The sequence below is a fragment of the Methylobacterium oryzae genome (assembly GCF_036441375.1).
In the GTDB taxonomy this organism is placed as follows: domain Bacteria; phylum Pseudomonadota; class Alphaproteobacteria; order Rhizobiales; family Beijerinckiaceae; genus Methylobacterium; species Methylobacterium oryzae_A.
In genome coordinates this window covers 80278-103979 of sequence record NZ_MLCA01000011.1, presented here as the reverse complement: position 1 = coordinate 103979, position 23702 = coordinate 80278, and the positions used below count along the sequence as shown (strand labels likewise).

Below are 23702 nucleotides of genomic sequence, written 5' to 3'. Positions count from 1 at the left end.
CGGCTCGGATCAGCGTTGGGCGGCGCACTCGACGGGGCAGAGCGCGCCGCAGGACGGGACCCCCGGCAGGCGGTGGCGCAGGCAGCAGACGCGACGCCGACGGCAGCCCGACGCCCCCGGGCAGAGCGCCTGCGCAAGAGGACTCTCAAGCGGGCTCCTAGCGCAGCCGGGGCCGGCGCGCCATCCGAGGCAGGCCGCGACGTCGTCACAGGCGGCGGCGCGGGCGGTGGGGCAGGCCGTGGGGCCAGCGGTAGCACATGCGCTCGCGCAGGTGGTGCCGGCCCTCTCCCCGTCCCCAGCCGGCCCGGCGAGCGGGTCCCCGAGTTCCCGGGCGACGTAGTCGAGGATCACCGCGGCGTTGCCCCAGAGGACCCGGGGCGCGATCCCGCACCGGGCGTGGCACAGCTCCACGAACGGGCGCAGATGCGCCTCCACCAGCCCGGTCAGGCCGGGCGCCGGGCAGGCCGCGCAGCCGGACCCGTCCGCGGGCAGGCGGAAGCGGCACGGGCGGCCGGCCGCGTCGAGTTCGAGGCTCACCGCGTCGAAGGCGAGCGGCAGCGGCCGGCCGAGGCGGACCAGGGCGGTCAGCGCCGGCGTCGCCAGGGCCGCGAGGTAGAACTGGCTCCAGTACGAGACCCGGACCCGCGGGTCCGCACGCTGGAACTCCGCGCCGAACCCGGCCCCGAAGGCCGCGAGCGTCGCGTCGAACACGTCCGGGTCGCGCAGGGCGCCGAGGGGCAGCGCCTCCGGGCCGCCGGGGCCCTCGGCGATCCCGTCCCGGTAGGCCGCGAGCGTGTCGGGGACCTGGGCGGCGACCGCGGCGATCATCGCGCCGCCCCGTCGGCCCGCAGGGTCCGGTCGACCGCGACGGCGAGCCACGCCACCGCGGCCGCGTAGAGCGGCAGGGTGGCGGCGAAGTAGCCCGGCCAGCCGATCCAGCCGGCGAGCGCCGGGGCGGCCACCCGCAGCGGCATCGCGGCGAAGAAGGCGGCGCCGAACAGGAGCGCGTAGTCGGTGGCGGGCTTCGGCCCCTGGGCCCAGCGGTAGATCATGTTGAAGACCGGCACGCCCAGGAGCCCGCCCGCGACGAAGCTCAGCACCGCGGCGGCGATGCCGAGTTCCGCCGTCCGGCCCGCGCAGGCGACGGCCATCAGCCCCCCGGAGGCCAGGACGCCGACGGCGCCGACGGCGATCAGCCGGACCGTGCCGAACCGGGCGGCGAGCCACCCGGCCGCCAGCGCCATGACCAGGTTCACGGCCGGGAGCACGGTGCCGGTGAGCGTCCCGACCTGCCCGAGCGAGGCGCCGAGATCGAGGAGCGCCAGGGTGTTGGGCCCGGCCACGAGGTAGGAGGCGGCGAAGTAGGCCCCGAGCACGAGCACGCGCCCGGCCAGGCGGCGCAGCCGCCCCAGCGAGCCCGGCCAGCGCTCCGGGCCTCCCCCATCCCCGCTCCCCCCTGCCCCGCGCGGGCGCGCCTCCCCGTAGCCCAGGATCGGCAGGAGGCAGAGGGCGTCGAGGGCCGCGCAGGCCAGGACCGCCCCGCGCCAGCCCAGGCTGTCGTAGGAGCCGACCAGCACGCCGACCCCCAGGATCCCGCCGAGGGAGGCGCCGCACAGCTTGGCCGAGGCCACGAAGGCGCGCCGTTCCGCCGGCACGGTCTCGACCACCAGGGCCTCGAGGGCGATGTCCATGGTCGCCACGCCGGCGCAGGCGGCGATCGCCAGGGCGAGCAGTGCCGGGAGCGGCCACGTCTCGCCGAAACTCAGGACGACCAGCAGGAGCACGGAGGCGGCCTGCGCGGCCGCGATCCAGCCGATCCGATGGCCGAGGACCGGCAGGCGGAGCCGGTCGAGCAGCGGCGCCCACAGGAAGGTGAGCCCGACCGGCAGGTTGATCAGCTGCAGCAGCCCGACCTCGGCCAGTTCCACGCCCCGCGCCCGCAGGATCAGCGGCGCCCCGCCGGACAGGAAGCCGAGCGTCGCCCCGAAAGTCACGTACAGGCAGAAGAACGGCGCCAGCGGCCGCAGGCCCGCCAGGGCGTCGACGACCCGGGTGCCGATGGCAGGTCCGGCGGATCCGGTCACCGCGACGCGCACGCTGCGCCGAGATCCGCGCCGGCCCGGAGGCTGCAGTTTATAATCACACTAATCTATTGATTTGCCTCGGTTTTTGCTGTTTAGAGAGCTCGGTCTCCGGGATCAAGCCGGCGGATTTCCGCCGCGGTGGGGCCGCCGCGGACGCGGCGCGCCGTCACGCCCCCGACCGGCGGATACCCCGTTAACCTTTCGTCAACCATGCCCCCGACAGAGTCTCCGGCGGAGGGCTGAGCCATGACCCGACGCCGGGATTTCGACGCGCTGAGCGAGGCGCAGATCGCCGCGGGACGCACGCAGGGGCGCTGGGTCGAGCCGAAGGCGGGATTCCGTCCGGCCGCGCCGCAGGCCGTGGCCGATCTGCTCGACACGATCCAGCACGTGGCCGAGGCCGCGACCGGCGAGCGCAGCTTCCTGCACCTGCGACCGGAGGCCGGCCGGCCCCGCGGCCGCTGAGACGATCCGTCCCACGGTCCCGCCGCCCCGGCGGCGCGGCGCACTGGCAAGGGCCGGTCGGTTCTGCAACAACGCCGGTATGAGACGGCGTCCCGCCATCGAATCCGCCCGCCCGCGCCCGTCGATCGCGTCGGTTCGATCCGGCGGCGCTTCATGAGCGCCGACGAGGCGGCGGAACTCCGGCAGCGCAACCGCGCACTCGCTGAGGAGGTCGAGCGCCTGCGCGCCGCCCTCGTGGCGACCGGCGCTGCGACCGACCCTGTTACCGGCGCTCTCACCGGCACCCCGGACGCGGCGGCGGACGAGACCGCCTTCGGCCGCGCCTTCTGGCGCGCGCCCGCGCGGATCGCCGCGTCCCTGCCCGATCCGGACCCGGCACGGCTCGACGATTCCGAGTTCCGCCACCTCGCCGACCACCTGCCGATCCTGTGCTGGCTCGCCCGCAGCGACGGCTACCTGTTCTGGTACAATCGCCGCTGGCTGGACTATTGCGGCACCACCCAGGAGGCCATGGCGGGCTGGGGCTGGCAGACGGTCCACGATCCCGCCGAACTGCCCCGCGTCACGGCGGTCTGGGCCGCCTCGATCGCCACCGGCGAGCCGTTCGAGATGGTCTTCCCCCTGCGGGGGGCAGACGGCGTGTTCCGACCGTTCCTCACCCGCATCATCCCGCTCCGGGATGCCAGCGGCCGGGTGGTGCGCTGGTTCGGGGTCAATGCCGAGATCGGCGCGCAGGCCCAGGCCGAGGCGGCTCTCCGCGGCTCCGAGGCCCGCCTGCGCCGGGCGCAGGAGGCCGGCGGGGTCGGCGTCTTCTCCGTCGACATCGCCAGCGACAAAGTCCACGCGACGCCGAACTTCTTCCGCCTGTACGGCCTTCCGGAGGTCGACCGGCTGCCCGTCGACGCCGTCACGGGCCTCGTCAGCCCGGAGGATCTCGGCCTCATCGCCCGGCAGGCCGACCGCGCCGCCGGCCGCGCCGCCCGGGACGTCGCCTACCGGATCCGCCGGGCCGATACCGGCGCGGAGCGCTGGATCGCCCGCCGCGGCGAGTTCGAGCGCGACGGCGAAGGCCGCGCCGTCCGGTTCGTCGGGGCGGTGCGCGACATCACCGACCACAAGGAAGCGGAGCGGCGCGCCGAGGCGAACGAGCGGGAGCTGCGCCTCGTCACCGACGCCCTGCCGGTGCTGATCGCCTTCATCGGCCGGGACTACGTCTACCGCTTCGCGAACGCGGCCTACGAGGACTGGTTCTTCCGTCCGGCCTCCGAGATCGTCGGCCGGGACGTGCGCGACCTCCTGACCCCGGCGAATGCCGAGGTGCGCCGGGCCTCCATGGCGCGCGCGCTCGCCGGCGAGACCGTCCTGTTCGAGACGCCGTGGCCCCACGCGGACGGGCGCCACCGGGACGCCGAGATCCGCTACCTGCCCCGGCGCGACGCTGACGGGGCGGTCGACGGATTCCACGTGTTCGTCCAGGACATCACCGACCGCAAGCGGGTCGAGGCGGCGCTGGTCTCCGAGGTCACGCAGCGCACCCGCGAGCGCGACCGGCTGTGGGAGACCACCAACGACCTGATGGGCACCGCGGGGCTCGACGGTTTCCTCAAGAGCGTCAACCCGGCCTGGGCGCGCATGCTCGGCTGGACCGAGGCGGAGCTCCTCGGGCGCCCGTTCGCGCACCTCATCGATCCGGACGACCACGCCGAGGCGGCCGCCACGGTGGGGCGCCTCGCCGCCGGCGAGACGGTGACGGGCTTCGTCGACCGGATCCTGACCCGCGACGGCGACCGCCGCATCGTGATGTGGACCGCGGTGCCCGAGCCGGGGGCCGGGCTGTTCTACGTCGTCGGGCGGGACCTCACCGAGCAGCGCCGCGCCGAGGAGCAGTTGCTGCAGGCGCAGAAGATGGAGGCGATCGGCCAGCTCACCGGCGGCATCGCCCACGATTTCAACAACCTGCTCACCGGCATCATCGGCTCCCTCGACCTGATGCAGACGCGCATCCGGCAGGGACGCTCCGACGCGGTCGAGCGCTACGCCCGCGCCGCGACGGCCTCGGCCAACCGGGCCGCGGCCCTGACCCACCGGCTGCTCGCCTTCGCCCGGCGCCAGCCGCTGGCGCCGCAGCCCACCGCCGCCAACCCGCTGATCACCGGCATGGAGGATCTCCTGCGCCGCACCCTGGGCGAGCGGGTGCAGCTCGCGCTGATCACGGCGCCCGACCTGTGGCTGACCCTGTGCGACCCGCACCAGCTCGAGAACGCGGTCCTCAACCTCGCCATCAACGCCCGGGACGCGATGCCGGAGGGCGGCCGCCTCGTGATCGAGACCGGCAACACCCATCTCGACGCCGTCGACGCCCGGCTCCAGGCCGGCGCGAAGGCCGGCCCCTACGTCAGCGTCAGCGTCAGCGACACCGGGACCGGCATGAGCCCGGAAGTCGCCGCCCGGGCCTTCGACCCGTTCTTCACCACGAAGCCGCTGGGCCAGGGCACCGGCCTCGGCCTGTCGATGATCTACGGCTTCGCCCAGCAATCCGAGGGGCATGTCCGGATCGACTCGGGCCTGGGTCGCGGCACGACGGTGACGCTCCACCTGCCGCGGCATCACGGCCTCGCGTCGCCCGAATCCGCGGCCTCCGGCCTCGGCGCCTTGCACCGGGCCGCGCGGGGCGACACCGTGCTGGTCGTGGAGGACGAGCCGGTGGTGCGCGACCTGATCGTGGAGGTGCTGACCGACCTCGGCTACGCGGCGCTCCAGGCCGCGGATGCGCGCGCGGGCCTCGACCGGCTCCGCGCGCCGGGCCGGATCGACCTGCTGATCAGCGATGTCGGCCTGCCCGGCGGCCTCAGCGGCCGGGAGATGGTGGAGGCGGCCCGCCCGCACCGCCCGGATCTGAAGGTCCTGTTCATCACCGGCTACGCGGAGAACGCGACCTTCGGCACCGGTGCCCTGGAGCCGGGGACGCGGATGATCACCAAGCCGTTCTCCGTGGAGGCCCTGGCCGCGCGGGTGCGCGCGATGATCGCCGGTCTCGACTGACCGCCGATGTCGCCGCGCTTCCGGTTCCCTACCCCGCTTCCTCGCCCATTGCTGCGCCGGTTTCCGCGCTCGCTGCCCCTGTCGCTGACGACCCGCATCCTGCTGCTCGTCCTGCTCGCCCTCGCCCCGGCGCTGGCGATCCAGGGCTACAACGAGGTCGCCCTGCGGGCGAGCCGCGACGCGGCCGTGCGGGCCGACGCCCGCGCCACCGCGCGGGACGTCGCGGAGGATTTCGCGCAGGTCGCCGACCGGATGCAGCAGGCCCTCGACCTGATCTCCGGGGACGCCACCGTGCAGGCGCGGGAGCCGGCGGCCTGCACCGCCTACCTGCGGCGCGCGGCCGCGCGTCTGCCGCACGTGCTGCTGATCGCCCTCACCGATCCCGAGGGGGCGGTGATCTGCGACAGCGCCGGCGCGCCCTCGGGCTCCTACTCGAGCCGCGGCCGGACCTATCACCGCCGCGCCCTTGAGCGGGGCGGCTACGCGATCGGCGGCTACGCGGTCGGCTTCCAGACGAAGCGACCGTCGATCCACTTCGCCCGGGCCGTCCATGTCGGCGACTCGGCGGGCGCCCCCGCGGGCGTCCTGCTCGCCGCCGTCGACCTCGACTGGCTCTCCGGCCACCTGGAGCAGGCGCTCCATCAGGCCGAGACGGCGATCACCGTGACGGACCGCGACGGCCTGATCATCGCCCGCCGCCCGGACGAGGCGGATTGGATCGGCCGGCCGATCCCGCCCGACCGGGTCGCCATGCTGGAGGCGCAGGGGAGCGACGTCCGCGTCGCCGCGGGCCTCGACGGCCGCCTGCGGATCATCGCGACCGCGATGCCGGACGGCCCGCTGACGGGGGTGCGCGTCGTCGTCGGGCGCGACTACGCCACCGCCTTCGCGGATATCGACGCCGCCACCCGCCGGGGGCTGGTTTTGATCGCCTTGGGGGCGGCCCTGGCGCTCGCCGCCGCCCTCGTGGCCGGGCGGGTGTTCATCCGCCGCCCGGTCGACCGGCTCCTGCGCACCGCGGCGGCGTGGCAGGCCGGCGACCTCGCCGCCCGCACCGGCCTGCGCGGCGCCGCGGAGTTCGACCGGCTCGGCAGCAAGCTCGACGCCATGGCCGGAACCCTCCAGCGCAGCACCGCCGCGCTGCACGCGGAGATCCAGCGCGGGCGCGCCCTGCAGACGCAGCAGGGCACGATGCTGCACGAGCTGAACCACCGGGTGAAGAACACCCTGGCCACCGTCCAGGCCCTCGCCCGCCAGTCCCGCGGCTCCGCGGACGTCCTGGAGGCGCGGATCCTGGCGCTGTCCAAGACCCACGACCTGCTGACCCGCGAGGACTGGAGCGGCGCCGCCCTGCGCGAGGTGCTGGAGAACGAGCTCGGCCCCTACCGGACCGGCGCGGAACAGATCTGCCTCGACGGGCCGGACGTGTCGCTGAGCCCGCGCGAGGTGCTGGCCCTCGGCATGACGATCCACGAGCTGACCACCAACGCCGCCAAGTACGGCGCGCTCTCGGTCCGCGAGGGCCGCGTCCGGGTGGTGTGGTCGCTCGGCCCCGGCGCGGCGGGCGAGCGGCGCCTGCGGCTCAGCTGGGAGGAGCGCGGGGGCCCGCCGGTGCGGGCGCCGACCCGCGTGGGGTTCGGGACGCGGCTGATCGCCGGCGGCGTCCGGCGCGAACTCGCCGGAACCGTCGACCTCGCCTTCGAGGACGAAGGCCTGCGCTGCCGCCTCGACGTGCCGCTGGATCCGGGCCTCGGCGCGATGCTGGCGCCGACGGGCTAGAGCCGGCGCGGCTGGGCCGAATCTGTCCATGCCGGCAAGAGCTTGGGCCCGGAACCTGTTGGATTGGTTGAGCGCGCCGGGACCGGTCTCACGCGGCGCGCGGCCGGCCCTCGCTCACAGCGTGCGCGAGAATCCCCCCGCATCCTCCTGAGCGGATTAGATGTCCCGGCATAGTGTCAGGCGCCGGCGCGCGTCACCTCGCGGACGTCCTGCTTGACCTGCCGCCACGTCCGCCAGGGCTCGAGATTCGAGAGCGCCATCCGGCGGGCGCCCATCCAGCCGAGGCCGAGCGCGATGACCAGGAACGGCGCGGCGACGATCAGCGCGGCCGGCGCCTCGGCGCCGAGCGGCACGGCCAGCAGCTTCACCGCGGCGTCGAGGCCGAGGAAGAAGGTGACGATCAGGAGCACCGGGATCGTGCCGACGATGGCGATCAGCGACACGATCGCCCGGAAATTGCCGTCGACCTCCGTCCGCGCCAGCGTGAGCAGCGCCTCGACATGCGCCGTCCCCTCGCGCAGGGCCGCGATCAGCAGGGCGAGGGTTCCGTCGGGAGGCTGACGCATGGATACGAGGGTCCTCGGGGCCGTCTCGGGCCGGCTCACGCCAACGGGGCCGCGGCCCGAGTCGTTCCGCGCCGGGCGCTCACAGCAGCAGGAGCGCGGCGCCGAGGATCAGCACGGTCGCCAGACCGGCCAGGAGGACGGCCCCGCCGGCATCGGCCCCGTCCTCCGGGATCGGCTCCCGGGCGGCCGGCGCGGCGGGTGCCGGTGCCGCGAAGGCCGCGCTCGGCCCCGCCTGCGCTTCCCGGACCGGCGGTGCCGCGCCGGGCCCCGGGTTCGGGAGGGTGATCGAGACCGGGACGGGCCGGTCGGTCGGGGGACCGAAGGCCTCCGGCTCGACGCTCACGCCCGCCGCCTCCAGCTCGAGCATCACCAGGACCAGGGCGTCGACATCCATGCGCTCGACGGGCAGCGCGGCGCGCAGATCGTCGGCGGTGAGGGTGCCCCGGGCCTGGCCGAGGGCGACCAGCCGGTCGAGCGTCCCGCGATCCAGACCCTGTGTCATGTTCCGCCTCCGCGGCCGCGTCCCGAATGTCCGTCGAGAACGCGCCCGGGCGGCACAGGTTACCGGCGGCCGCGGGCGGTCCGGCGCTAGGCGCTGAGGGCGGGACCGGTCGCCGGGATCGCGCCCGGCTCGGGGAGCGCGGCGGCGCCCGGCCCGGGCCGGAACTGGAGCATCGGCCGCTCGATCAGGTACCAGCTCAGCAGGCCGAGGGGGATGGCGGCCGCGAGGGCCAGGGCGGCGACCGCCCAGGGGGAGATCCCGGGGATCCGCGCGACCAGCAGGTTCTGCACCGGCCACGCGTAGAGGTAGAGCCCGTAGGACGGGTCGACCTGGGCGGTGGCGCGGCTGAGGGCGGTGGGGCGCACCGCGAAGGCGAACCAGAAGATCAGGTAGCCGCCGAGGATCGCGAAGGCCGGCTCGGCCAGCGGCCGGCTGAACATCAGCGGCAGGAGCAGCAGGGCGGCGACGGCGGCGCCGCGCCGCGTGTAGGCGATCCGGTCGGCGAACAGCCGGAAGGCGCCGCCGCAGCAGAACACGAAGGTGAGGCGGATCATCTCCGACATGGATCCGAGGGTGTCGCCCGGATGCCCGACGGGCAGGAACAGCCAGCGCAGGGCGAGCAGGGTGGCGAGCCCCGCGAGCAGGCCGAGATAGCGCCCGCGGCGGCGCAGGGCGCGGGCGGTGCCGACGAGGCCCAGCAGCAGGTAGCAGCCGAACTCGCAGGGGATCGTCCACATCGAGCCGTTGAGCAGCGGGTAGGGCAGCTCCGCGAAGGCGCCCGGGACCACCGGCATCAGCAGCAGCGACAGCCGCAGCAGGGTCTCCAGCGGCGAGGCGGCCGCGGGGTCGCCGCCGCCGAGGGGCGCGACGACGGCGATGCAGAGCAGGGACGCGACCACGAAGGCCGGGTAGATCCGGAGCGCCCGCCGCGCGAGATAGTCGCCGAAGGAGCGCTTGGCGCGGTAGCTCGCGGTGATCAGGTAGCCGCTCACGAGGAAGAAGCCGTCGACGGCGACCTCCCCCAGGGACAGGGTCCCGAAGACCTGCGTCAGCAACTCTCGCGACCGGTTCCCGTCCACGAGTTCGGGGGCGTGGGCGAGGATCACCAGGCCCGCGAACAGGAGGCGCAGGGACCCGAAATTGTTCGCCCGCGGATCCCGCCCGCCCGCCGCCTCCGCCACCGCTGCCCGCTCCGCGACCCCTCTGCCCGGCGATTAGGGGCCGGCAAACGGTGCGGGAAGGCAAGGACGCCGGGGCAACACCCGCCGGGCATCTGGCCGCGCGGCCGGTCGCGTCGCGCGAGGGCGCGGGCGCCGTTGCGCTCCCCGCGCGGTTGGGTTAGGGAATGGCCACGGCATGCACCCGTAGCTCAGCTGGATAGAGCGTTGCCCTCCGAAGGCAAAGGTCACACGTTCGAATCGTGTCGGGTGCGCCAGTCTTCTCAATGACTTAGGGGGCTAAGCCCTGCAGTTGAGAGATTGCCGCGGAAGCACTGCGGAAGCGAACGGCTCGAAATGCTCGTTCAGCCCCTCCTCTCCGCGGCTGCCGTTTCCGCCAGCATGACGCTTTCTAGCCACGCTCAGGACGCGACCTCAAGAGCCGAACTGGCTCCGACCGGCATGCTCCGGGTCGGTCTCGTCGAGGCGCCGTCCGCTGGCCTGATCTTCGTCTGCCGTGCCGCCGACGGAGGGCTCGACGGCGTGACGGCCGATCTGAGCGCGGATCTCGCCCGGCAGGTCGGCCTGCCGCTGGCCGTCACCCTGTTCCCGAACTCGGGGGCCGCGGCCGCCGCCCTCGAGGCCGCGGCGATCGATGTCAGCTTCATGCCGGCCGACGCGACCCGCCGGCAGGTGATCGATTTCGGGCCGGGCTACTACGACCTGGAGAGCACCTATCTGGTCAGCGCCGGGTTGGGCATCACCGACGTGGCGCAGGTGGACCGACCGGGTCTCCGGGTCGTGGCGATCGAGGGCACGACGACGTTCCGCGCCTCCGCCCGCACGCTGACCCGGACGCAGCCCCGCCCCGTCCCGTCCGTGGCCGAGGCGGTCGCGCGCATGCGCGCCGGGCAGGCGGACGCCTTCGCGCTCTCGCGCGACACGTTGCGGCCGGTGCTCCCGCAGGTCCCGGGCTCCCGCATCGTGGCGGGCGGCTTCCAGCAGACGCAGGTCGCGGTCGCCGTTCCGAAGGGCCGCCCCGCCGCCCTTGCCTGCGTCACGGCGTGGCTCGATGAGGCGAAGCGCACAGGCGTCGTCCGGCGGACCTTCGATGCCCGCGGCTTCCGCGACGACGCGGTCGCGCGTTAACGGATCAATCTACGTCAGAGCAATTTGCGGCGCTCAAGGACTCGCAGCAGAGGCGCTGAGGGCGAAGTGCTGGTGACGGCCCGAGTCAGTGCCCTATCTCGGCCGGACATTGGCTAATGAAGAGGGCATATGTCTCACTTCCCAACAACCCGCTACGCTGACCGCACGAGCCATCAGGTTAGAACGGAGATCCGCGAGGCGACTTCGAGCGAGGTTTGGGAGGAGATCGAGGAAGAACGCCAAGCCTTAGATGAACGGACTGAGCTGTTACGGGCGCAACGCCTCGCGCAAGAACGCGAGGAGGCATGAAACACTCCTGCCAAGGCTGCGTTCGGTATCGCGCGGATCCAGCGGGGGGGCGATGATACGTTTCTCGACTGCGCCCCAAGGCGCTGGTCCCGAGAACAAGGAAGACGATTCACCGATGGCAAATGACGACACGCTCGCGAAGGCGCTTGCTAACGTGAGGCAGCAGCGCGCGACCCTTGAGGCTGATTTTGAACGGGTTGGCGCCGAGCTGACGAAACTCCGCCTTGCCGAGCGGTCGCTCGCATCGATCGTGGAGGGCACGCCGCTGGACGAGCCTGCAGACGATCTGCCGACACGCCGTCGCGCTCCGGCTGCCGAGGATCGACCTCGTGGTAGCCGTGGCCCCCGCGGACCGCGTGCCAACTCTGCGAAGGGGCGACTGAAGGCGCTCCTTGAAGAGGCTGGCTCTGAAGGCTTGACGCACACCGAGCTCAGCGAGCGTCTCACGGACGTGGCCGCCAACACCCTGAACACGTACCTCAGCGTGATGGCCAACAGCGGCGAGTTGGAGCGGCACGGAGATAAGTACCGGGCCGGTGCTCAGGCGGTAAGCGCAGCGGCCGAAGGCGCGGTTGAGGACGATCGGAATGAAGACGATCAGGAAGACAGCGAGAGGGCTGAGGCTGCCGAGTAGGCCCACGAGTCCTACGCTATCCTGTCGACAGGTTGCGCCTGCAGGACAGCGAAGGCTATGCGGGCTCGGGGGGCCTGTAGCTCAATGGTTAGAGCCGACCGCTCATAACGGTCCGTCCAAACCATCGATCCCCTGGGCGGGACTCAGCTTTTTTCCGGTGAGGCACGAGAAACGGCACGAAGAACCACACTTCGGCGACGTTTCGTGAGCTTACGCATGCGGGGGGGCAGCACCCACTTCGGGAGCGAGTTTCACGGCGCTGCCGCCCCCCTTCGCCAGTCTCAGGTCGTGTAGTTACCCGTGAAGACCGCATGCTCGCCCGGCCTACGGGTGACCGTGCCTATGGCCGGCGGCCTCAAGGATGAGGTCCGCTACGGCCTGCGGCTGCGAGATCAGGGACAGGTGGCTCGCCTTGAGCTCCACGGTCCTCGCGTTCATCCGCTTGGCCATGAACCGTTCGAGCTCCGGGTCGATGGTCCGGTCCTCGGTCGACACCGCGTAGAAGCTCGGCTTCGACCGCCATGCCGCCTGGGTGGTCTTCCCCGCCAGCAACGCCTTGTGGAACGGTTGCTGGACCGCGAACAGCACCCGGGCCTTGTCCGCCGGCAGGTCGCCCGCGAAATCCTTCAGGAAGGCCGCCTCGCCCAGGCGCCCCTCGTCGCCGTCAAACACGATGCCGGCCGAGGCGGGTGGCGTCGGGTAGGTCTTGGCCAGCGCCGTGTAGTCCTCCCCGGCGTCCGGCGCCCGGGCCGCGACGTAGACCAGCGCGGACACCTTAGGGTCGACGCCGGCCTCGGTCACGATCATGCCGGAGAACGAGTGGCCGACTAGAACCGTCGGCCCCTCCTGGCGCGCCAGGACGCGCTTCGCGGAGGCGACCGCGTCCTCGAAGGTGGTCAAAGGGTTCTGCACCGAGGTGACGTTCAGGCCCGCCGCCTGCAGCTTCGGGATCACCTCGGACCAGCACGACCCATCGGCGAAGAGGCCGTGGACGAGCACGACGTTGCGCGCCCGCGGCAGGTCCTGCGCGACCGCCGTTCCCGGGAGCAGTGCCGCCGCGGCGCCCGCCGCGAGCGCGCGGCTTAGGTCTCGTCTGGTCATCATGGGTGCATGTCTCCGTCCGGGGTCCGGGAGCTGCGGGGCTCACGGCTGTTCGAAGGTCAACGTGCAAGCGTTACGCCCGAGAGCCGGGCGCAGGCGTCCAACAGCGCCTCCTGGGTGGCCTCGTCCCGCGTGTCCGGGTGCGGATCGCGCAAGGCCTCGTGGTAGAAGTACCGGCCGGTGGATCGGGCGAGCGGGTCGTCGCTGGTGGCGAGCCACGCCTGCGTGACGGGCGCGGCGGCCAGGTCGTCCGGCGCACCCGGGCCGCCCATCCGGGTCGGCACCCAACCCGGCTCCAGGGCGTTCGACAGCACGTCCGGCCATCTCCGGGCGATCCCGAAGGCCAGCAGCACGTCGAGGAACTTGCTCTCGGCGTAGGCCTGCGCCCCGTTCCAGCGCCGCCTCTCCCACTGCAGGTCGTCCATGTCCGGCCGTCCACCCGGATGCATGCCGGAACTGAGGTAGACGAGCCGGCCCGGGCGTTCGATCAAGGCGGTCAGGAGATAGGGCGCGAGCACGTTGACCGCGAACAGGTGGGACAGCCCGTCCTCGGTCACTGTCCGGCGGGGCTCGCGGTAGCCGATCCCGACGTTGTGGATCACGGCGTCGAAGCGGCCCATCCCGTTCGCCTGCTCCGCCACGGCGCGCATCCCGGCGAGGGTGACAACGTCCCCGACCACCACGCCCTGAGCCTCTGGAAGCGCCCGGCGCGCGGCCTCCGCGCGATGCTCGTCCCGGGCGTGGAGGGTCACCCCGTGCCCGTCCCGGGCGAGCAGCTGCCCCGCCATGAGGCCGAGACCGTCCGACGAACCGGTGATCAGGATGCGGGCCATGTCGAAATCTCTCCGGCGTCCGTCGGCGACCTTACCAAGGCAGGGTCGTGTTGAACCGGTCGAGATAGCGCAGGCCCGGCCTGCCCCGGTTGGCATCGACGGTGTCGACGACATGCGGGATGCTCTCCTCGACCGACAGCGCGGCGTCGCTGCCACCCATCTCGGTCCTGACCCATCCGGGCGCCAGCAGCAGCAACGCCCGGGGATCGCCCGGATGGCGGGTGGCATAGCCCTTCATCAGCATGTTCAGGGCGGCCTTGCTGGCCGCGTAGCCCTGCCACGCGGGGTTGTCGTTCTGCGCGATGCTGCCGAGCTCCGAGCTCATCACCGCCACGACGCCGTCGGCGGCCACCAAGCCTTCCAGGATCTCGATGGCCCGCACCGGAGCGAGTGCGTTGGTCCGCATCATGTCCACGAAGTCGGCTTCGGGAAGCGTCGTGGGTGTCGCCTCGATGGAGCGGGCGATGCCGGCGTTGATGAACAGGACGTCGATGCGCCGCCCGTCGAGCCGCCCGCGAAGGGCCTCGATGCTATCGGGATCGAGGATGTCCGCCGTCTCGACCTCAAGCCGACCGGGATGCTCGCTTCTCAGCGCCTCCAACTGCTTCGACGGGGTTCGGACCGTCCCCACGACGTGCCAGCCACGAACGCACCACTCCGCCGCCAGGGCTAGACCCAAGCCGCGCGAGGCGCCGACCACCAAAACCGTCCGATGCTGTCCCATCTCCGCCTTTCCCATGCGTTCGCCTCGTCGAGCGTGATCATGCGCCCTCGACGCTTGGGATTGCAGCGCCGATCTGTCACAACATTCCGGACCTGAGATCCGGAATGGCCATGCCCTACGATGGACGGCTGCTGGCCGGCGTGACGGTGTTGATGGCGGTCGTCGAGGCGGGCTCCATCACCCGGGCCGCGGAGGCGTTGTCGTTGACCCCGTCCGGGGTCGGCAGGGCCGTGCAGCGCCTGGAGACGCGGATCGGGGTGCGCCTGCTGGACCGCACCACCCGCTCCCTCCGGCTCACCGACGAGGGACGCCGCTTCTGGGAACGGGTCGGGCCGCTGCTCGACGGGATCTCCGAGGCCGCCGTCGAGGCGGCGGGCACGGCACAGCGCGTCCGCGGCCGGCTGCGGGTCAACGTCGATCCGTTCGTCTCGCGTCTCGTGCTCGCGGACCGCCTCGCCGGCTTCCTGTCCACGCACCGCGAACTCAGGCTCGAACTCGTCATGCGCGACCATGTCGGCGACCTCGTCGCGGACGGCTTCGACATGGCCCTGCGGTTCGGGGACCCGCCGACCGACAGCTTCACGGTCCGCAAGCTGCTGGACACGCGCATCCTGACGGTCGCCTCCCCGGCATACCTGGCCGACCACGGGCGGCCCAGGCATCCCTCGGACCTCCGGGACCATGAGTGCATCGACTACCGGGACCCGACCACGGGCAGGCCGTTCGCCTGGGAGTTCCGGCGCGGCCCCGAGGTCGTCCCGGTCGCCGTATCGTCGCGTCTGATGGTGTCCGACGTCGACACCATGCTCCACGCCTGCGTCGCCGGCGTGGGGATCGCGCAGGTGATGGCGCTGGGCAGCGCGGGCTTGAGACGCTCCGGCGAGCTCGAAGAGCTCTTTCCGGACTGGCCCGACGAACGCTTCCCGCTCCACGCCATCTACCCGACGCGCCGACACCGGACCGCCAAGGTCCGGGCGTTCACCGAGTTCTGCACGGCGCTGCTCGCCGGGCACGAAGGCCCGGGCTAGACGGCCGCCCTGCCGATGGAGGCTCCGCCGTCGACGTAGAGCGTCTGCCCCGTCATGAAGGCCGCCCCGTCCGACATCAGGAACGCGATGGCGGCGGCGATCTCCTCCGGCCGGCCGAAGCGGCCCATCGGCACCCCGGAGAGGTAGCGCTTCTCGCCCTCGCTGCCCGGCGGGTTGTTGCCCCGGAACAGCTCGGTCTCGGTCGGTCCCGGCGCCACGGCGTTCACGGTGATCCCGGTCGTGGCGAGTTCGAGCGCCCAGGAGCGGGTGAAGCTGACGAGCGCCGCCTTCGCGGCCGCATAGGCCGTGCGCTCGACGCTGCCGAGCACGGTCAGGCTGGCGATGTTGACGACCCGGCCCCAGCCGCGCTGCCGCATGCCCGGCAGGATGGCCTGCACGGCCTGCACCGCCGGGTGGAGGTTGACGCGAAGGACCTCGTCGAGCGCGGGGATCTCGACCGCCCCGAGCCGCTGCGGCCGCACCAGGCCGACGTTGTTGACCACGCCGTCGAAGGCGAAGCGTCCGGTCAGGTCCGCGAGGACCGCGGTAGTGGCCTCGCCGTCGCCGAGGTCGACCGGCACGAGCGTGCCTGGGAAGCCGTCGACACCGCCGCGGGCGAGGCCGACGACGTGGTGGCCCTCACCGGCGAGACGGTGCACCAACGCCAGCCCGATGCCCTTGCTGGCACCGGTCACGAGAAAGGTACGGGACATCCTGGATCTCCTCGGGGTCGTGGGTCCGTCGACCGAGTCAGGCGGCGATTAAGGCGGAGCGGCGGAGCGCCGGCAGCATGTCCGCGGGCTCGGGGCGGCGCGTGTAGTCCGGGTTCACCTCGGCGTAGAGGATCACGCCGTCCTGCCCGACGACGAAGCGCCCGGGCATCGGCAGGGTCCAGCTCGGGTCGCCGTTGAACGCCGGCAGGTCGTTCCTCAGGCCCTTGTAGAGGTCGACCAGGTAGTCGGGCAGCGCGAAGCGCAGGCCGAACGCGGCCGCGACGTCGTTGTGCGGGTCCGACAGGATCGGGAAAGCGAGCCCGTTCTGGCGGACCGACTTCCGGCTGTTGGCCCCCGTCTGCGGCGAGACGGCGACGAGGCTCGCCCCGAGCCGCTCGAAGCTCGGCAGCGCCTCCTGGAGCGCCTGGAGCTCCATGTTGCAGTAGGGGCACCAGACGCCCCGGTAGAAGCTGATCACGAGCGGTCCGCGCGCCAGCAGGTCGGCGGACGAGACGGGCTGGCCGTCCGGGTCCCGCAGTGTGAACGCCGGGGCCCGGTCGCCGGCCTTCAGGGTGCGGGTCGCGGCACCGGAGGCGATCAGCTCCGCGGTGGCCCGGTGCATCGTCGCGATAACCGACGGGGGCACGTTGTAGGGGGGCTTGCCGGCCTCGAAGTCGGCCTTGAACGCGTCGAGCTTGGATTGCAGGGTCATGGTGTAGCTCCCGGAAACATCACCGCGACTGCACGGCGGGGATATCCGGATTGATGCCCCCTCCCCGATGGACAGGGCAGGCAGCCCAGGGCGATAACGCTCATTCCAGGGAGGAATGGCGTGGACCGGTACCAGGCGATGGCGACCTTCGTGCGGGTCGTGGAATCGGGCTCGTTCTCGGGGGCCGCCCGGCTCCTGAACGTCGGCCAGCCCGCCGTCTCGAAGACGGTTGCGCAGCTTGAAAACAGGCTGCAGGTCAGCCTGCTCGTGCGCTCGACGCACGGACTGAGCCCCACGGAGGCGGGCCTGCGTTTCTACGAGCGGGCCCGGGCGGCCATCGCCGAGGCCGACGAGGCCGAGCTCGCCGCCCGGGGCGCGGGCGCCGGGCTCTCGGGGCGGCTGCGGGTCTCGGCGGCGACGACCTTCGCGCGGCTCCACTTGGTGCCGCTGCTGCCGCGCTTCCTCGCCGAGCACCCCGACCTCGACATCGAGATCGTCCTCGACGACCGGGTGATCGACCTCGTCGGCGAGGGGATCGACCTGTCCTTGCGCATGGGGACCCTGCCGGACTCGGCCGCCGTCGCCCGCAAGCTCGCCACCGGGGGCCGTTCGGTGCTCGCCACGCCCGCCTATCTCGACCGCGCGGGCGAGCCGCGCAGTCCCGCGGACCTCGCCGGCCACGAGGCGGTGGTCTACAGCCGGCAGCCCGATGCCTGGTCCTTCACCCGGGACGGCGCCGAGGTCTCGGTCGCGGTCCACGGCCGCGTTCGTGTCAGCGCGGCCGAGGGCCTGAGGGCGGCCGTGCTGGCCGATATCGGGCTCACCATCGCCTCGGACTGGATGTTCGCCCCGGAACTCGCGAGCGGCGCGGTCCGGCGGTTGCTGCAACCCTGGGCCTTGCCCGAGATCGATCTCTGGGCGGTCTTCCCCACCGGCCGCATGGCCAGCGCCAAGGCGCGCCGCTTCGCCGACTTCGTCCAGGCGGCCATGGCCGGGACACGGGAGGCCCATTCCGCGGCGGCATAAGCCTTATCGCCACGCGCCGTCGTCCGTCGCGGGACCGATCCGGCTACCTCGTCCCCATGCCGACCGAACGGGGCCGGCCACCACGAGGACAGCACCGATGGCCCGTTTCGACAACTACCGCGACGCCTTCCCCAACGCCCGCCTGACCCGCAAGCCGAACGGCGTGCTGGAGGTCATGCTCCACACCGAGGGCGGCAAGCTCGTCTTCGACGGCCACACCCACGAGCAGTTCGTCGACCTGTTCCACGCCATCGGCGAGGACCGCGACAACCGGGCGGTGATCCTGACCGGGGCGGGCGACGCGTTCATGGACGCGATCAGCCCCGAGGGCTTCGATTTCTTCACGCCGCAGGGCTACGACAAGATCCTGCGGGAGGGCCGCAAGGTGCTCGGCAACATCCTCGACATCGAGGTGCCGATGATCGCCGCGCTGAACGGCCCGGTCCTGCTGCATAGCGAGTACGCGCTGCTCACCGACATCGTGCTCGCGACGCCCGAGACGGTGTTCCAGGACAAGCCGCACTTCGAGTTCGGCATCGTGCCCGGCGACGGAGTTCACATCCTGTGGCCCGAGGTGATCGGCTCGATCCGTGGGCGGTACTTCCTGCTGACGCGGCAGGTGCTGGACGCCCGGACCGCCCAGGACTGGGGCGTGGTCAACGAGATCGTGCCGCGGGACCGGCTGCTGGCCCGGGCGCACGAGATCGCGGACGGCATCGCCTCCCTGCCGCCGCTCACCGGCCGCTACACCCGGATCGCGCTGACGCAGCGCCTGCGCCGGCTAGTCGAGGAGGGCACCGGCTACGGGCTGGCCCTGGAGGGCATCAGCGCCGCCGACGTGGCCCGGACCATGGCCGCCCAGGCCTGAGCGCACAGCCACTGCGAACCACCCCACGGCGTGCCGGGCGCGCGAGGATGGCCCGGCGCGCCGGAGGCTCAGAAGTAGGCCCGGATCTCCCGGGCGATGTCGTCCACGTTCGTTTCCAGTGCGAAGTGGCCGGTGTCGAGGAAGCACACCCGTGCGTTCGGGATGTCGCGCTTGAACGCTTCGGCTCCGGGCGGGATGAAGAACGGGTCGTTGCGGCCCCAAATCGCGAGGAGCTTCGGGCGGCGCTCGCGGAAGAAGGCCTGGACCAGCGGGTAGCGTTCCAAGTTGCGCTTGTAGTCGAGCTTGAGCGCGACTTGGCGGTCGGCGTTGCCGTGCCGGGCCAGGATGGCGGCGTCGAGCGTGTATGCCTCGGGCTCGATGACGGACGGGTCGGGGACGCCATGGACGTACGGCGCCTTGACCCCGTCGAGGGTCATGCGGGCGCGGATGGCCTCCACGGCGGCCTCGTTCGGCTTCGCCCAGTAGGCCCGGAGCGGTGCCCAGGCCGCCTCGCCGAGACCCTCAAGGTAGGCGTTGCCGTTCTGGGACACGATGCCGGCGATGCGGTCGGGATGGGCGAGGGCCAGGTCCCATCCCACCGGAGCCCCGTAGTCGAAGGTGTAGAGGAGGTAGCGTCGGAGGCCGAGGGCGTCGACGAAGGCCTCGATTGTTCGCGACAGCGACGTGAAGTCGTAGACGTAGCCGCGGTCGTCCGGGACAACCGTGAAGCCGAACGACGGCAGGTCCGGCGCGATCAGGCGGAACCGGTCCGCGAGCCTCGGCATGAGATGGCGGAAGTAAAAGGACGAATTCGCGAAGCCGTGCAGCAGCAGGAACACCGGGGCGTCGGCCCGGCCGGCCTCGCGATAGAAGACGTCCACGCCGTCGGCCCGGACCGTGCCGTGGCGGACCTCTGCGAGGCCGGCGGGCCGCGTTTCCGCCGCGTCGGCGCCGACCTGGCCTAGGCCGGCCGCCATGACGCTGCCAGCGAGAATGCTCCGCCGCGTCGCCCGGGCAGGCCCCTCTTGGAATGCCGTGTCCTGTCTCATTGCTCCACTCGCATCCATGGGGGCCGGGGAACGTCCGGATGGCTCGCCTCGCGACCGCGGATATTGCGCATGGCGGGGAGAGGTGTACGCGCCGTCGCCGCGATCCCCCGACCGTGCCGCGGCTTCCAGGCTCGGGACCGGACAGTGGGATCACAATGAACTCTCTCGGCAATCGCGAGAACACGGAGTTTTTGAAACTCAGCCTTACGGATTCCGAGAGGTGGATGGCTTGGCCTCCCTGACGTGGCCGGCCTTTCCTCATCCGGTGGACGGTCGTCCCAAGCCGACGGGTGCGCCGGCGTTCAGGCGGGTTGGACGGCGCCGCCTAGGGACGCGCGGATGCGGGGCGTCGCGAAATCGAGGAACGCCCGAAGCTTCAGCGGCAGGCGTCCGTGCCCGACATGGACGACGCTGACCGGGACGGGGTCGAGCTCGAACGACCGCAGCACGAGGACTTGGCGCCCGGCGGAAACGAGGGGTGCCGCCTGGTATGACAGGACCTGCGTGAGCCCGACGCCGGCCGCCGCCGCGTCGAGCGCCGCCTCGGCCGTGTTGACCTGGAGGCGGGAGCGCACCCGGACCACCTGCACTGCCTTCCTGTCGGGCGTGGCGAAGTGCCAGGCCGGGCCGGCGGCCAGGTCGCTGAAGGTCACGCACGGGATGTCGGCGAGGTCCGACAGGGTTCGGGGCGTCCCGTGGGCGGCGAGGAAGTCGGGACTGCCGCAGACCACGCGCGTGACCGTGCCAAGCCGCGCCGTCACCAGGTCGCTGTCCGGCAGGTGCGAGATGCGGACCGCCAAGTCCACGTGATCCTCCACGAGGTCCAGGGCTCGGTCGGTGAGGACGAGGCGCACGGTGATGTCGGGGAACCGGGACAGGAAGGCCGAGACCACCGGCAGGACGTGCAGCCGCCCGAAGACCAGCGGGGCCGTCATCGTCAGTTCACCGCGGGGCTCGGTGTACTCGCCCTTCACCGCCCGCTCGGTCTCCTCGACCTCGTTAAGCAGGCGTCGGCACGCCTCTACGTAGGCGGCCCCCGCGTCGGTCGGGGTGAGCTTGCGGGTGGTGCGCACGAGGAGCCTTGCGCCGAGGTGGGCTTCCAGGTCCGCGATCTTGCGGCTCACGCTGGGCAGGGGGATGCCGAGCCTGCGTCCGGCGGCCGACAGGCTTCCGGCCTCCACGGCGGCGACCAGCAGGGTCATGGCCTCCAGCCGGTCCATTTCATCCTCTCGTTTTCGGCAACGTTCACTCTCGGATAAGCCCGATTATACCGAAGATCGCAAGGCGGTATCCATGCCTCACCGACGGCGTGCGGCACGGGCCGCATTGCCGGCACAGGAGGACAAGCGATGACCCAGACCGCCTACCGCACCGTCGACGTCGACGGCCTCAACGTCTTCTACCGGGAAGCGGGAGACCCGGCGAAGCCGGCGCTCCTGCTGCTGCACGGCTTCCCCTCGTCCGGCCACATGTTCCGCGACCTGATCCCGCTGCTGGCCGACCGCTTCCACCTCGTCGCCCCCGACCTGCCGGGCTTCGGCCTGTCGGAGATCAAGCCGCGCGATGCCTTCGCCTACACCTTCGACGCGCTGGCGAAGGTCGTCGGGCGCTTCACCGAGGTCATCGGGCTGAAGACCTACGGTCTCTACGTCTTCGACTACGGTGCCCCCACCGGCTTCCGGGTCGCCATGGCGCATCCGGAGCGGGTGACCGCCATCGTCTCGCAGAACGGAAACGCCTACGAGGAAGGGCTGAGCGAAGGTTGGAACCCGATCCAGCGCTACTGGCGCGACCGGAGCGACGCCAACCGGCAGGCGCTGCGCGAACTTCTGACGCCCGCCTCGATCCGCTGGCAGTACGAGCACGGCGTGCCGGACACGTCGTTGGTCTCGCCGGACGGCAGCGCCCTCGACGCGTGGTACATCCAGCGTCCGGGGGTCGACGAGATCCAGCTTGACCTGTTCGGCGACTACGCCAGCAACGTGGCGCTCTATCCGGAATTCCAGGCCTACTTCCGCACGCATCGGCCGCGGCTGCTGGCGATCTGGGGCCGGAACGACCCATTCTTCCTGCCGGCCGGCGCGGAGGCGTTCCGCCGCGACATCCCGGACGCCCAGGTCCGGTTCCTCGACACGGGGCACTTCGCCCTGGAGACGCATGCCGGCGAGATCGCCGGGGCCATCGCGGGCTTTCTGCGATCCTGAGCCCCGGTCCGCGCTCCTGCACTGCGGATGACCGCCGTTCACGGTTGCCCGACAGGCGGCGGTCCATCAGCAGGAGCGTCATCGGGCGGTGGCGGGGGCAGATGCGAGGCAGCACCCGGCCGAGGCTCGGCGGGGTGGGCAGGCCGAGATCCTCGGTCGGCTGGGGTGCTTCGTCGTTCCTGTCCTTGTCGTCGCCCATCCAGATGACAAACTTCGCTAGCTCGGGAGCAAGCCCATTCGGCGGTAGCTCTCGATCAACTCGTCGAACAGTTTCACATCCGCTCGGCTGCGGGCGATGATCTGCGCCCCGGCGACGGCGGCATAGATGGCGCGGGCCCTCGACTCACCCTCGGCCGGCGAGGCGAGTTCGGCGGCGACCAAATGCTCGCGGAGCCAAGCGGTGTTCACGTCGGCGAACGCTTGGACCTCCTTCAGCACCGGCTCAGGCAACTCGTCACGTTCCGTCGCCATGAAGCTGCTCAGGCACATCCGATTGTCGCGCTCCAGGGATAGCCGGAAGATGCTCGGGTACCGCTGCAACGCCTCGGCCGGGTTTCGGGCATTCGTCGAGATGGCTTCGAGATCGCGGGCGATGTCTTCCCAGTAGCGCTGGGCGACCGCCTCGCCGAGTTGGGCCTTGGTGGCGAAGTGGTAGGTGATGCTGGCCGCCTTGATGCCGACGATCTCCGCGAGGTCGCGGAAGTTGAGGCCGCCGTAGCCATAGGCCATCGCCGCCTCCCTGGCGGCCACGAGGATGGCCTCCCTCACGTTCCCCTTCGATGTCGCTGCCATGTCCAACCTCCGTCTGTCATATGGCAGACAGGGGTTGACGGCACAAGATCCTCGCCATAGCTTGATACCTGTCATCTGACAGACAGGCAGCTAGGAAAGCGAGACGACGATGGCCGACAAGCTCAAGCTCTTCACCTCCCCCTCGGCGTTCCCGAACCCGCAGCGCCTGCGGATCTTCATGCACGAGAAGGGCATCGCCGACCGCTTCGACGAGACGGTCTACGACATGTCGCCGGTGGGCGAGCAGCGGGGCTGGCGGCACCTGAAGATGAACCCGTGGGGCGAGACGCCGACCCTCGCGCTCGCGGATGGCTCCTACCTCAGCGAGACCTCCGCCATCGCCCGCTACCTCGACGACACGTTCGAGGGCCGCAAGATCATGGGGGCGACGGCGCACGAGCGCGGTCTCGATCAGATGTGGGACAACCGCGTGTGGGTTCACGTCCTCTATCCCATCGTCACCGCCTTCCACGTCCTGCACCAGGGATTGGGCCCGAAGCTCGAACTGACCAGCAACCCGGCCTGGGGCGAGCATTCCCGCAAGGTGGCGCTGGCGCATGCCGGTCTCGTGGACCGGCATCTCGCGGACGGCCGCGCGTGGCTGCTGGGTGGCGATCAGCCGACGTTCTCCGACATCACGTTGGCGACGGCGATTGCGTTCTCCAAGTTCCCCGTCAACGCCACCCCGCTCGACGAGCGGTTCGAACATCTCGATGCCTTCTGGCGGCGCTGGCAGGCTCGGCCGGCCTTCGTCGCCGCGTATGCCGACCGTAGCAGCGGTGTGCCGGAGATCGACAATCGCACGTGAGCGTTCCGCGGTCGGGCTGGCAACCGCCCGACCGCACTACCGCTCGGACCGACTTCGAGTGGCGCTCTGCGATGGCTGCTTCGGGGATGCGACAGCGAAGGTCCCTACGACCGGCTCGGGCGGAAGCCGCTGGTCCGCTGACCGGGAAGCATGCGTG

Annotated in this window: 23 protein-coding genes and 1 tRNA gene; 11 read left to right on the top strand and 13 right to left on the bottom strand. The window is 71.8% G+C overall.

From position 1 onward, the window contains the following. Nucleotides 1-9: 9 nt before the first annotated feature. Nucleotides 10-828 carry a siderophore-iron reductase FhuF gene (gene fhuF / locus MOTC310_RS23210; RefSeq protein WP_331303445.1) on the bottom strand — a complete coding sequence of 273 codons (819 nt, stop codon included), beginning with the start codon at nucleotides 826-828 and terminating at the stop codon, nucleotides 10-12. Continuing rightward, entirely contained in the window at nucleotides 825-2084 is a 1260-nt protein-coding gene (locus MOTC310_RS23205; RefSeq protein ID WP_331303452.1) for an MFS transporter, read from the bottom strand. Before MOTC310_RS23205 ends, fhuF begins: the two co-directional genes overlap by 4 nt. A 246-nt stretch (nucleotides 2085-2330) precedes the next feature. Here MOTC310_RS23205 and MOTC310_RS23200 point away from each other — a divergent pair, with 246 nt between their 5' ends. The 3 genes from MOTC310_RS23200 (at nucleotide 2331) to MOTC310_RS23190 (ending at nucleotide 7370) form a co-directional block, all read left to right on the top strand. Continuing rightward, the gene (locus tag MOTC310_RS23200) at nucleotides 2331-2549 is read left to right on the top strand and encodes a hypothetical protein (protein WP_331293205.1); all 219 of its coding nucleotides are present in this window, start codon (nucleotides 2331-2333) and stop codon (nucleotides 2547-2549) included. A gap of 153 nt (nucleotides 2550-2702) precedes the next feature. Beyond that, nucleotides 2703-5591: a hybrid sensor histidine kinase/response regulator gene (locus MOTC310_RS23195; RefSeq protein WP_331303444.1), complete on the top strand. Its 2889-nt coding sequence runs from the start codon at nucleotides 2703-2705 to the stop codon at nucleotides 5589-5591. 48 nt (nucleotides 5592-5639) lie between these two features. Then, on the top strand, nucleotides 5640-7370 hold the full coding sequence (locus tag MOTC310_RS23190) for a sensor histidine kinase (RefSeq protein WP_331303443.1): 1731 nt from the start codon (nucleotides 5640-5642) through the stop codon (nucleotides 7368-7370). A 176-nt stretch (nucleotides 7371-7546) separates the two neighbouring features. Here the strand turns inward: MOTC310_RS23190 and MOTC310_RS23185 are convergent, their stop codons facing one another. The 3 genes from MOTC310_RS23185 to MOTC310_RS23175 all read right to left on the bottom strand — a co-directional run bounded on the left by MOTC310_RS23185 (nucleotide 7547) and on the right by MOTC310_RS23175 (nucleotide 9619). Continuing rightward, entirely contained in the window at nucleotides 7547-7936 is a 390-nt protein-coding gene (locus tag MOTC310_RS23185) for a phage holin family protein (RefSeq protein ID WP_331303442.1), read from the bottom strand. A gap of 79 nt (nucleotides 7937-8015) precedes the next feature. Next, on the bottom strand, nucleotides 8016-8438 hold the full coding sequence (locus MOTC310_RS23180; protein WP_331303441.1) for an RNA polymerase sigma factor region1.1 domain-containing protein: 423 nt from the start codon (nucleotides 8436-8438) through the stop codon (nucleotides 8016-8018). 86 nt (nucleotides 8439-8524) lie between these two features. Beyond that, entirely contained in the window at nucleotides 8525-9619 is a 1095-nt protein-coding gene (locus MOTC310_RS23175) for an acyltransferase family protein (protein WP_331294173.1), read from the bottom strand. 177 nt (nucleotides 9620-9796) lie between these two features. Between MOTC310_RS23175 and MOTC310_RS23170 the strand changes: the two genes are divergently transcribed. The 3 genes from MOTC310_RS23170 to MOTC310_RS23160 all read left to right on the top strand — a co-directional run bounded on the left by MOTC310_RS23170 (nucleotide 9797) and on the right by MOTC310_RS23160 (nucleotide 11687). Beyond that, nucleotides 9797-9873: transfer RNA gene (locus tag MOTC310_RS23170), tRNA-Arg, on the top strand. Nucleotides 9874-10057: 184 nt separating this feature from the next. Then, on the top strand, nucleotides 10058-10744 hold the full coding sequence (locus MOTC310_RS23165) for a transporter substrate-binding domain-containing protein (RefSeq protein WP_331303440.1): 687 nt from the start codon (nucleotides 10058-10060) through the stop codon (nucleotides 10742-10744). 424 nt (nucleotides 10745-11168) lie between these two features. After that, a complete protein-coding gene (locus tag MOTC310_RS23160) occupies nucleotides 11169-11687 on the top strand; it encodes a hypothetical protein (RefSeq protein ID WP_331291484.1) in 519 nt (172 codons plus the stop codon). A 324-nt stretch (nucleotides 11688-12011) separates the two neighbouring features. Here the strand turns inward: MOTC310_RS23160 and MOTC310_RS23155 are convergent, their stop codons facing one another. Genes MOTC310_RS23155 through MOTC310_RS23145 form a run of 3 tightly spaced genes read right to left on the bottom strand, consistent with a single transcriptional unit; the run spans nucleotide 12012 to nucleotide 14345 of the window. Then, complete coding sequence (locus MOTC310_RS23155) at nucleotides 12012-12791, bottom strand: alpha/beta fold hydrolase (protein ID WP_331291414.1); 780 nt, start codon at nucleotides 12789-12791, stop codon at nucleotides 12012-12014. A gap of 56 nt (nucleotides 12792-12847) precedes the next feature. Then, nucleotides 12848-13621 (bottom strand): SDR family NAD(P)-dependent oxidoreductase, encoded by a 774-nt coding sequence (locus MOTC310_RS23150; protein WP_331303439.1) that lies wholly within the window; start codon nucleotides 13619-13621, stop codon nucleotides 12848-12850. Nucleotides 13622-13652: 31 nt separating this feature from the next. Next, nucleotides 13653-14345 carry an SDR family NAD(P)-dependent oxidoreductase gene (locus tag MOTC310_RS23145; protein ID WP_331303438.1) on the bottom strand — a complete coding sequence of 231 codons (693 nt, stop codon included), beginning with the start codon at nucleotides 14343-14345 and terminating at the stop codon, nucleotides 13653-13655. 110 nt (nucleotides 14346-14455) lie between these two features. On the opposite strand from MOTC310_RS23145, the gene MOTC310_RS23140 reads away from it, so the two are divergent. Continuing rightward, entirely contained in the window at nucleotides 14456-15373 is a 918-nt protein-coding gene (locus MOTC310_RS23140) for a LysR family transcriptional regulator (RefSeq protein WP_056529446.1), read from the top strand. Here the strand turns inward: MOTC310_RS23140 and MOTC310_RS23135 are convergent. Then, a complete protein-coding gene (locus MOTC310_RS23135) occupies nucleotides 15370-16086 on the bottom strand; it encodes an SDR family oxidoreductase (protein ID WP_331291411.1) in 717 nt (238 codons plus the stop codon). The two genes, MOTC310_RS23140 and MOTC310_RS23135, sit on opposite strands and share 4 nt — an antisense overlap. Nucleotides 16087-16123: 37 nt before the next feature. Further along, the gene (locus MOTC310_RS23130; RefSeq protein WP_331291409.1) at nucleotides 16124-16798 is read right to left on the bottom strand and encodes a peroxiredoxin-like family protein; all 675 of its coding nucleotides are present in this window, start codon (nucleotides 16796-16798) and stop codon (nucleotides 16124-16126) included. A gap of 120 nt (nucleotides 16799-16918) precedes the next feature. Between MOTC310_RS23130 and MOTC310_RS23125 the strand changes: the two genes are divergently transcribed. Together MOTC310_RS23125 and MOTC310_RS23120 are read left to right on the top strand one after the other, a co-directional pair. Continuing rightward, on the top strand, nucleotides 16919-17824 hold the full coding sequence (locus tag MOTC310_RS23125) for a LysR family transcriptional regulator (RefSeq protein WP_331291408.1): 906 nt from the start codon (nucleotides 16919-16921) through the stop codon (nucleotides 17822-17824). A gap of 97 nt (nucleotides 17825-17921) precedes the next feature. After that, the gene (locus MOTC310_RS23120; protein WP_331303437.1) at nucleotides 17922-18692 is read left to right on the top strand and encodes an enoyl-CoA hydratase/isomerase family protein; all 771 of its coding nucleotides are present in this window, start codon (nucleotides 17922-17924) and stop codon (nucleotides 18690-18692) included. Nucleotides 18693-18760: 68 nt separating this feature from the next. Here the strand turns inward: MOTC310_RS23120 and MOTC310_RS23115 are convergent, their stop codons facing one another. Further along, nucleotides 18761-19741 carry an alpha/beta fold hydrolase gene (locus tag MOTC310_RS23115; protein ID WP_331303436.1) on the bottom strand — a complete coding sequence of 327 codons (981 nt, stop codon included), beginning with the start codon at nucleotides 19739-19741 and terminating at the stop codon, nucleotides 18761-18763. Between the two features lie 302 nt (nucleotides 19742-20043). Continuing rightward, nucleotides 20044-20961, bottom strand: coding sequence for a LysR family transcriptional regulator (locus MOTC310_RS23110; RefSeq protein ID WP_331303435.1), 918 nt, complete (start codon nucleotides 20959-20961; stop codon nucleotides 20044-20046). Nucleotides 20962-21090: 129 nt separating this feature from the next. On the opposite strand from MOTC310_RS23110, the gene MOTC310_RS23105 reads away from it, so the two are divergent. After that, a complete protein-coding gene (locus MOTC310_RS23105; RefSeq protein WP_331303434.1) occupies nucleotides 21091-21945 on the top strand; it encodes an alpha/beta fold hydrolase in 855 nt (284 codons plus the stop codon). A gap of 216 nt (nucleotides 21946-22161) precedes the next feature. Here MOTC310_RS23105 and MOTC310_RS23100 read toward each other — a convergent pair whose 3' ends face one another. Next, nucleotides 22162-22737 (bottom strand): TetR/AcrR family transcriptional regulator, encoded by a 576-nt coding sequence (locus MOTC310_RS23100; protein ID WP_331303433.1) that lies wholly within the window; start codon nucleotides 22735-22737, stop codon nucleotides 22162-22164. 109 nt (nucleotides 22738-22846) lie between these two features. Here MOTC310_RS23100 and MOTC310_RS23095 point away from each other — a divergent pair, with 109 nt between their 5' ends. Beyond that, a complete protein-coding gene (locus MOTC310_RS23095) occupies nucleotides 22847-23545 on the top strand; it encodes a glutathione S-transferase family protein (protein ID WP_331303432.1) in 699 nt (232 codons plus the stop codon). Nucleotides 23546-23702: the final 157 nt, after the last annotated feature.

What these genes read in the sequence shown, in the direction of transcription:
- MOTC310_RS23185 (WP_331303442.1), bottom strand. Translation starts at nt 7,936, where the DNA reads ATGCGTCAGCCTCCCGACGGAACCCTCGCCCTGCTGATCGCGGCCCTG.
- MOTC310_RS23120 (WP_331303437.1), top strand. Translation starts at nt 17,922, where the DNA reads ATGGCCCGTTTCGACAACTACCGCGACGCCTTCCCCAACGCCCGCCTG.
- MOTC310_RS23160 (WP_331291484.1), top strand. Translation starts at nt 11,169, where the DNA reads ATGGCAAATGACGACACGCTCGCGAAGGCGCTTGCTAACGTGAGGCAG.
- MOTC310_RS23110 (WP_331303435.1), bottom strand. Translation starts at nt 20,961, where the DNA reads ATGGACCGGCTGGAGGCCATGACCCTGCTGGTCGCCGCCGTGGAGGCC.
- MOTC310_RS23130 (WP_331291409.1), bottom strand. Translation starts at nt 16,798, where the DNA reads ATGACCCTGCAATCCAAGCTCGACGCGTTCAAGGCCGACTTCGAGGCC.
- MOTC310_RS23140 (WP_056529446.1), top strand. Translation starts at nt 14,456, where the DNA reads ATGCCCTACGATGGACGGCTGCTGGCCGGCGTGACGGTGTTGATGGCG.
- MOTC310_RS23105 (WP_331303434.1), top strand. Translation starts at nt 21,091, where the DNA reads ATGACCCAGACCGCCTACCGCACCGTCGACGTCGACGGCCTCAACGTC.
- MOTC310_RS23195 (WP_331303444.1), top strand. Translation starts at nt 2,703, where the DNA reads ATGAGCGCCGACGAGGCGGCGGAACTCCGGCAGCGCAACCGCGCACTC.
- MOTC310_RS23145 (WP_331303438.1), bottom strand. Translation starts at nt 14,345, where the DNA reads ATGGGACAGCATCGGACGGTTTTGGTGGTCGGCGCCTCGCGCGGCTTG.
- MOTC310_RS23150 (WP_331303439.1), bottom strand. Translation starts at nt 13,621, where the DNA reads ATGGCCCGCATCCTGATCACCGGTTCGTCGGACGGTCTCGGCCTCATG.
- MOTC310_RS23095 (WP_331303432.1), top strand. Translation starts at nt 22,847, where the DNA reads ATGGCCGACAAGCTCAAGCTCTTCACCTCCCCCTCGGCGTTCCCGAAC.
- MOTC310_RS23155 (WP_331291414.1), bottom strand. Translation starts at nt 12,791, where the DNA reads ATGATGACCAGACGAGACCTAAGCCGCGCGCTCGCGGCGGGCGCCGCG.
- MOTC310_RS23100 (WP_331303433.1), bottom strand. Translation starts at nt 22,737, where the DNA reads ATGGCAGCGACATCGAAGGGGAACGTGAGGGAGGCCATCCTCGTGGCC.
- MOTC310_RS23135 (WP_331291411.1), bottom strand. Translation starts at nt 16,086, where the DNA reads ATGTCCCGTACCTTTCTCGTGACCGGTGCCAGCAAGGGCATCGGGCTG.
- MOTC310_RS23115 (WP_331303436.1), bottom strand. Translation starts at nt 19,741, where the DNA reads ATGAGACAGGACACGGCATTCCAAGAGGGGCCTGCCCGGGCGACGCGG.
- MOTC310_RS23180 (WP_331303441.1), bottom strand. Translation starts at nt 8,438, where the DNA reads ATGACACAGGGTCTGGATCGCGGGACGCTCGACCGGCTGGTCGCCCTC.
- fhuF (WP_331303445.1), bottom strand. Translation starts at nt 828, where the DNA reads ATGATCGCCGCGGTCGCCGCCCAGGTCCCCGACACGCTCGCGGCCTAC.
- MOTC310_RS23165 (WP_331303440.1), top strand. Translation starts at nt 10,058, where the DNA reads ATGCTCCGGGTCGGTCTCGTCGAGGCGCCGTCCGCTGGCCTGATCTTC.
- MOTC310_RS23200 (WP_331293205.1), top strand. Translation starts at nt 2,331, where the DNA reads ATGACCCGACGCCGGGATTTCGACGCGCTGAGCGAGGCGCAGATCGCC.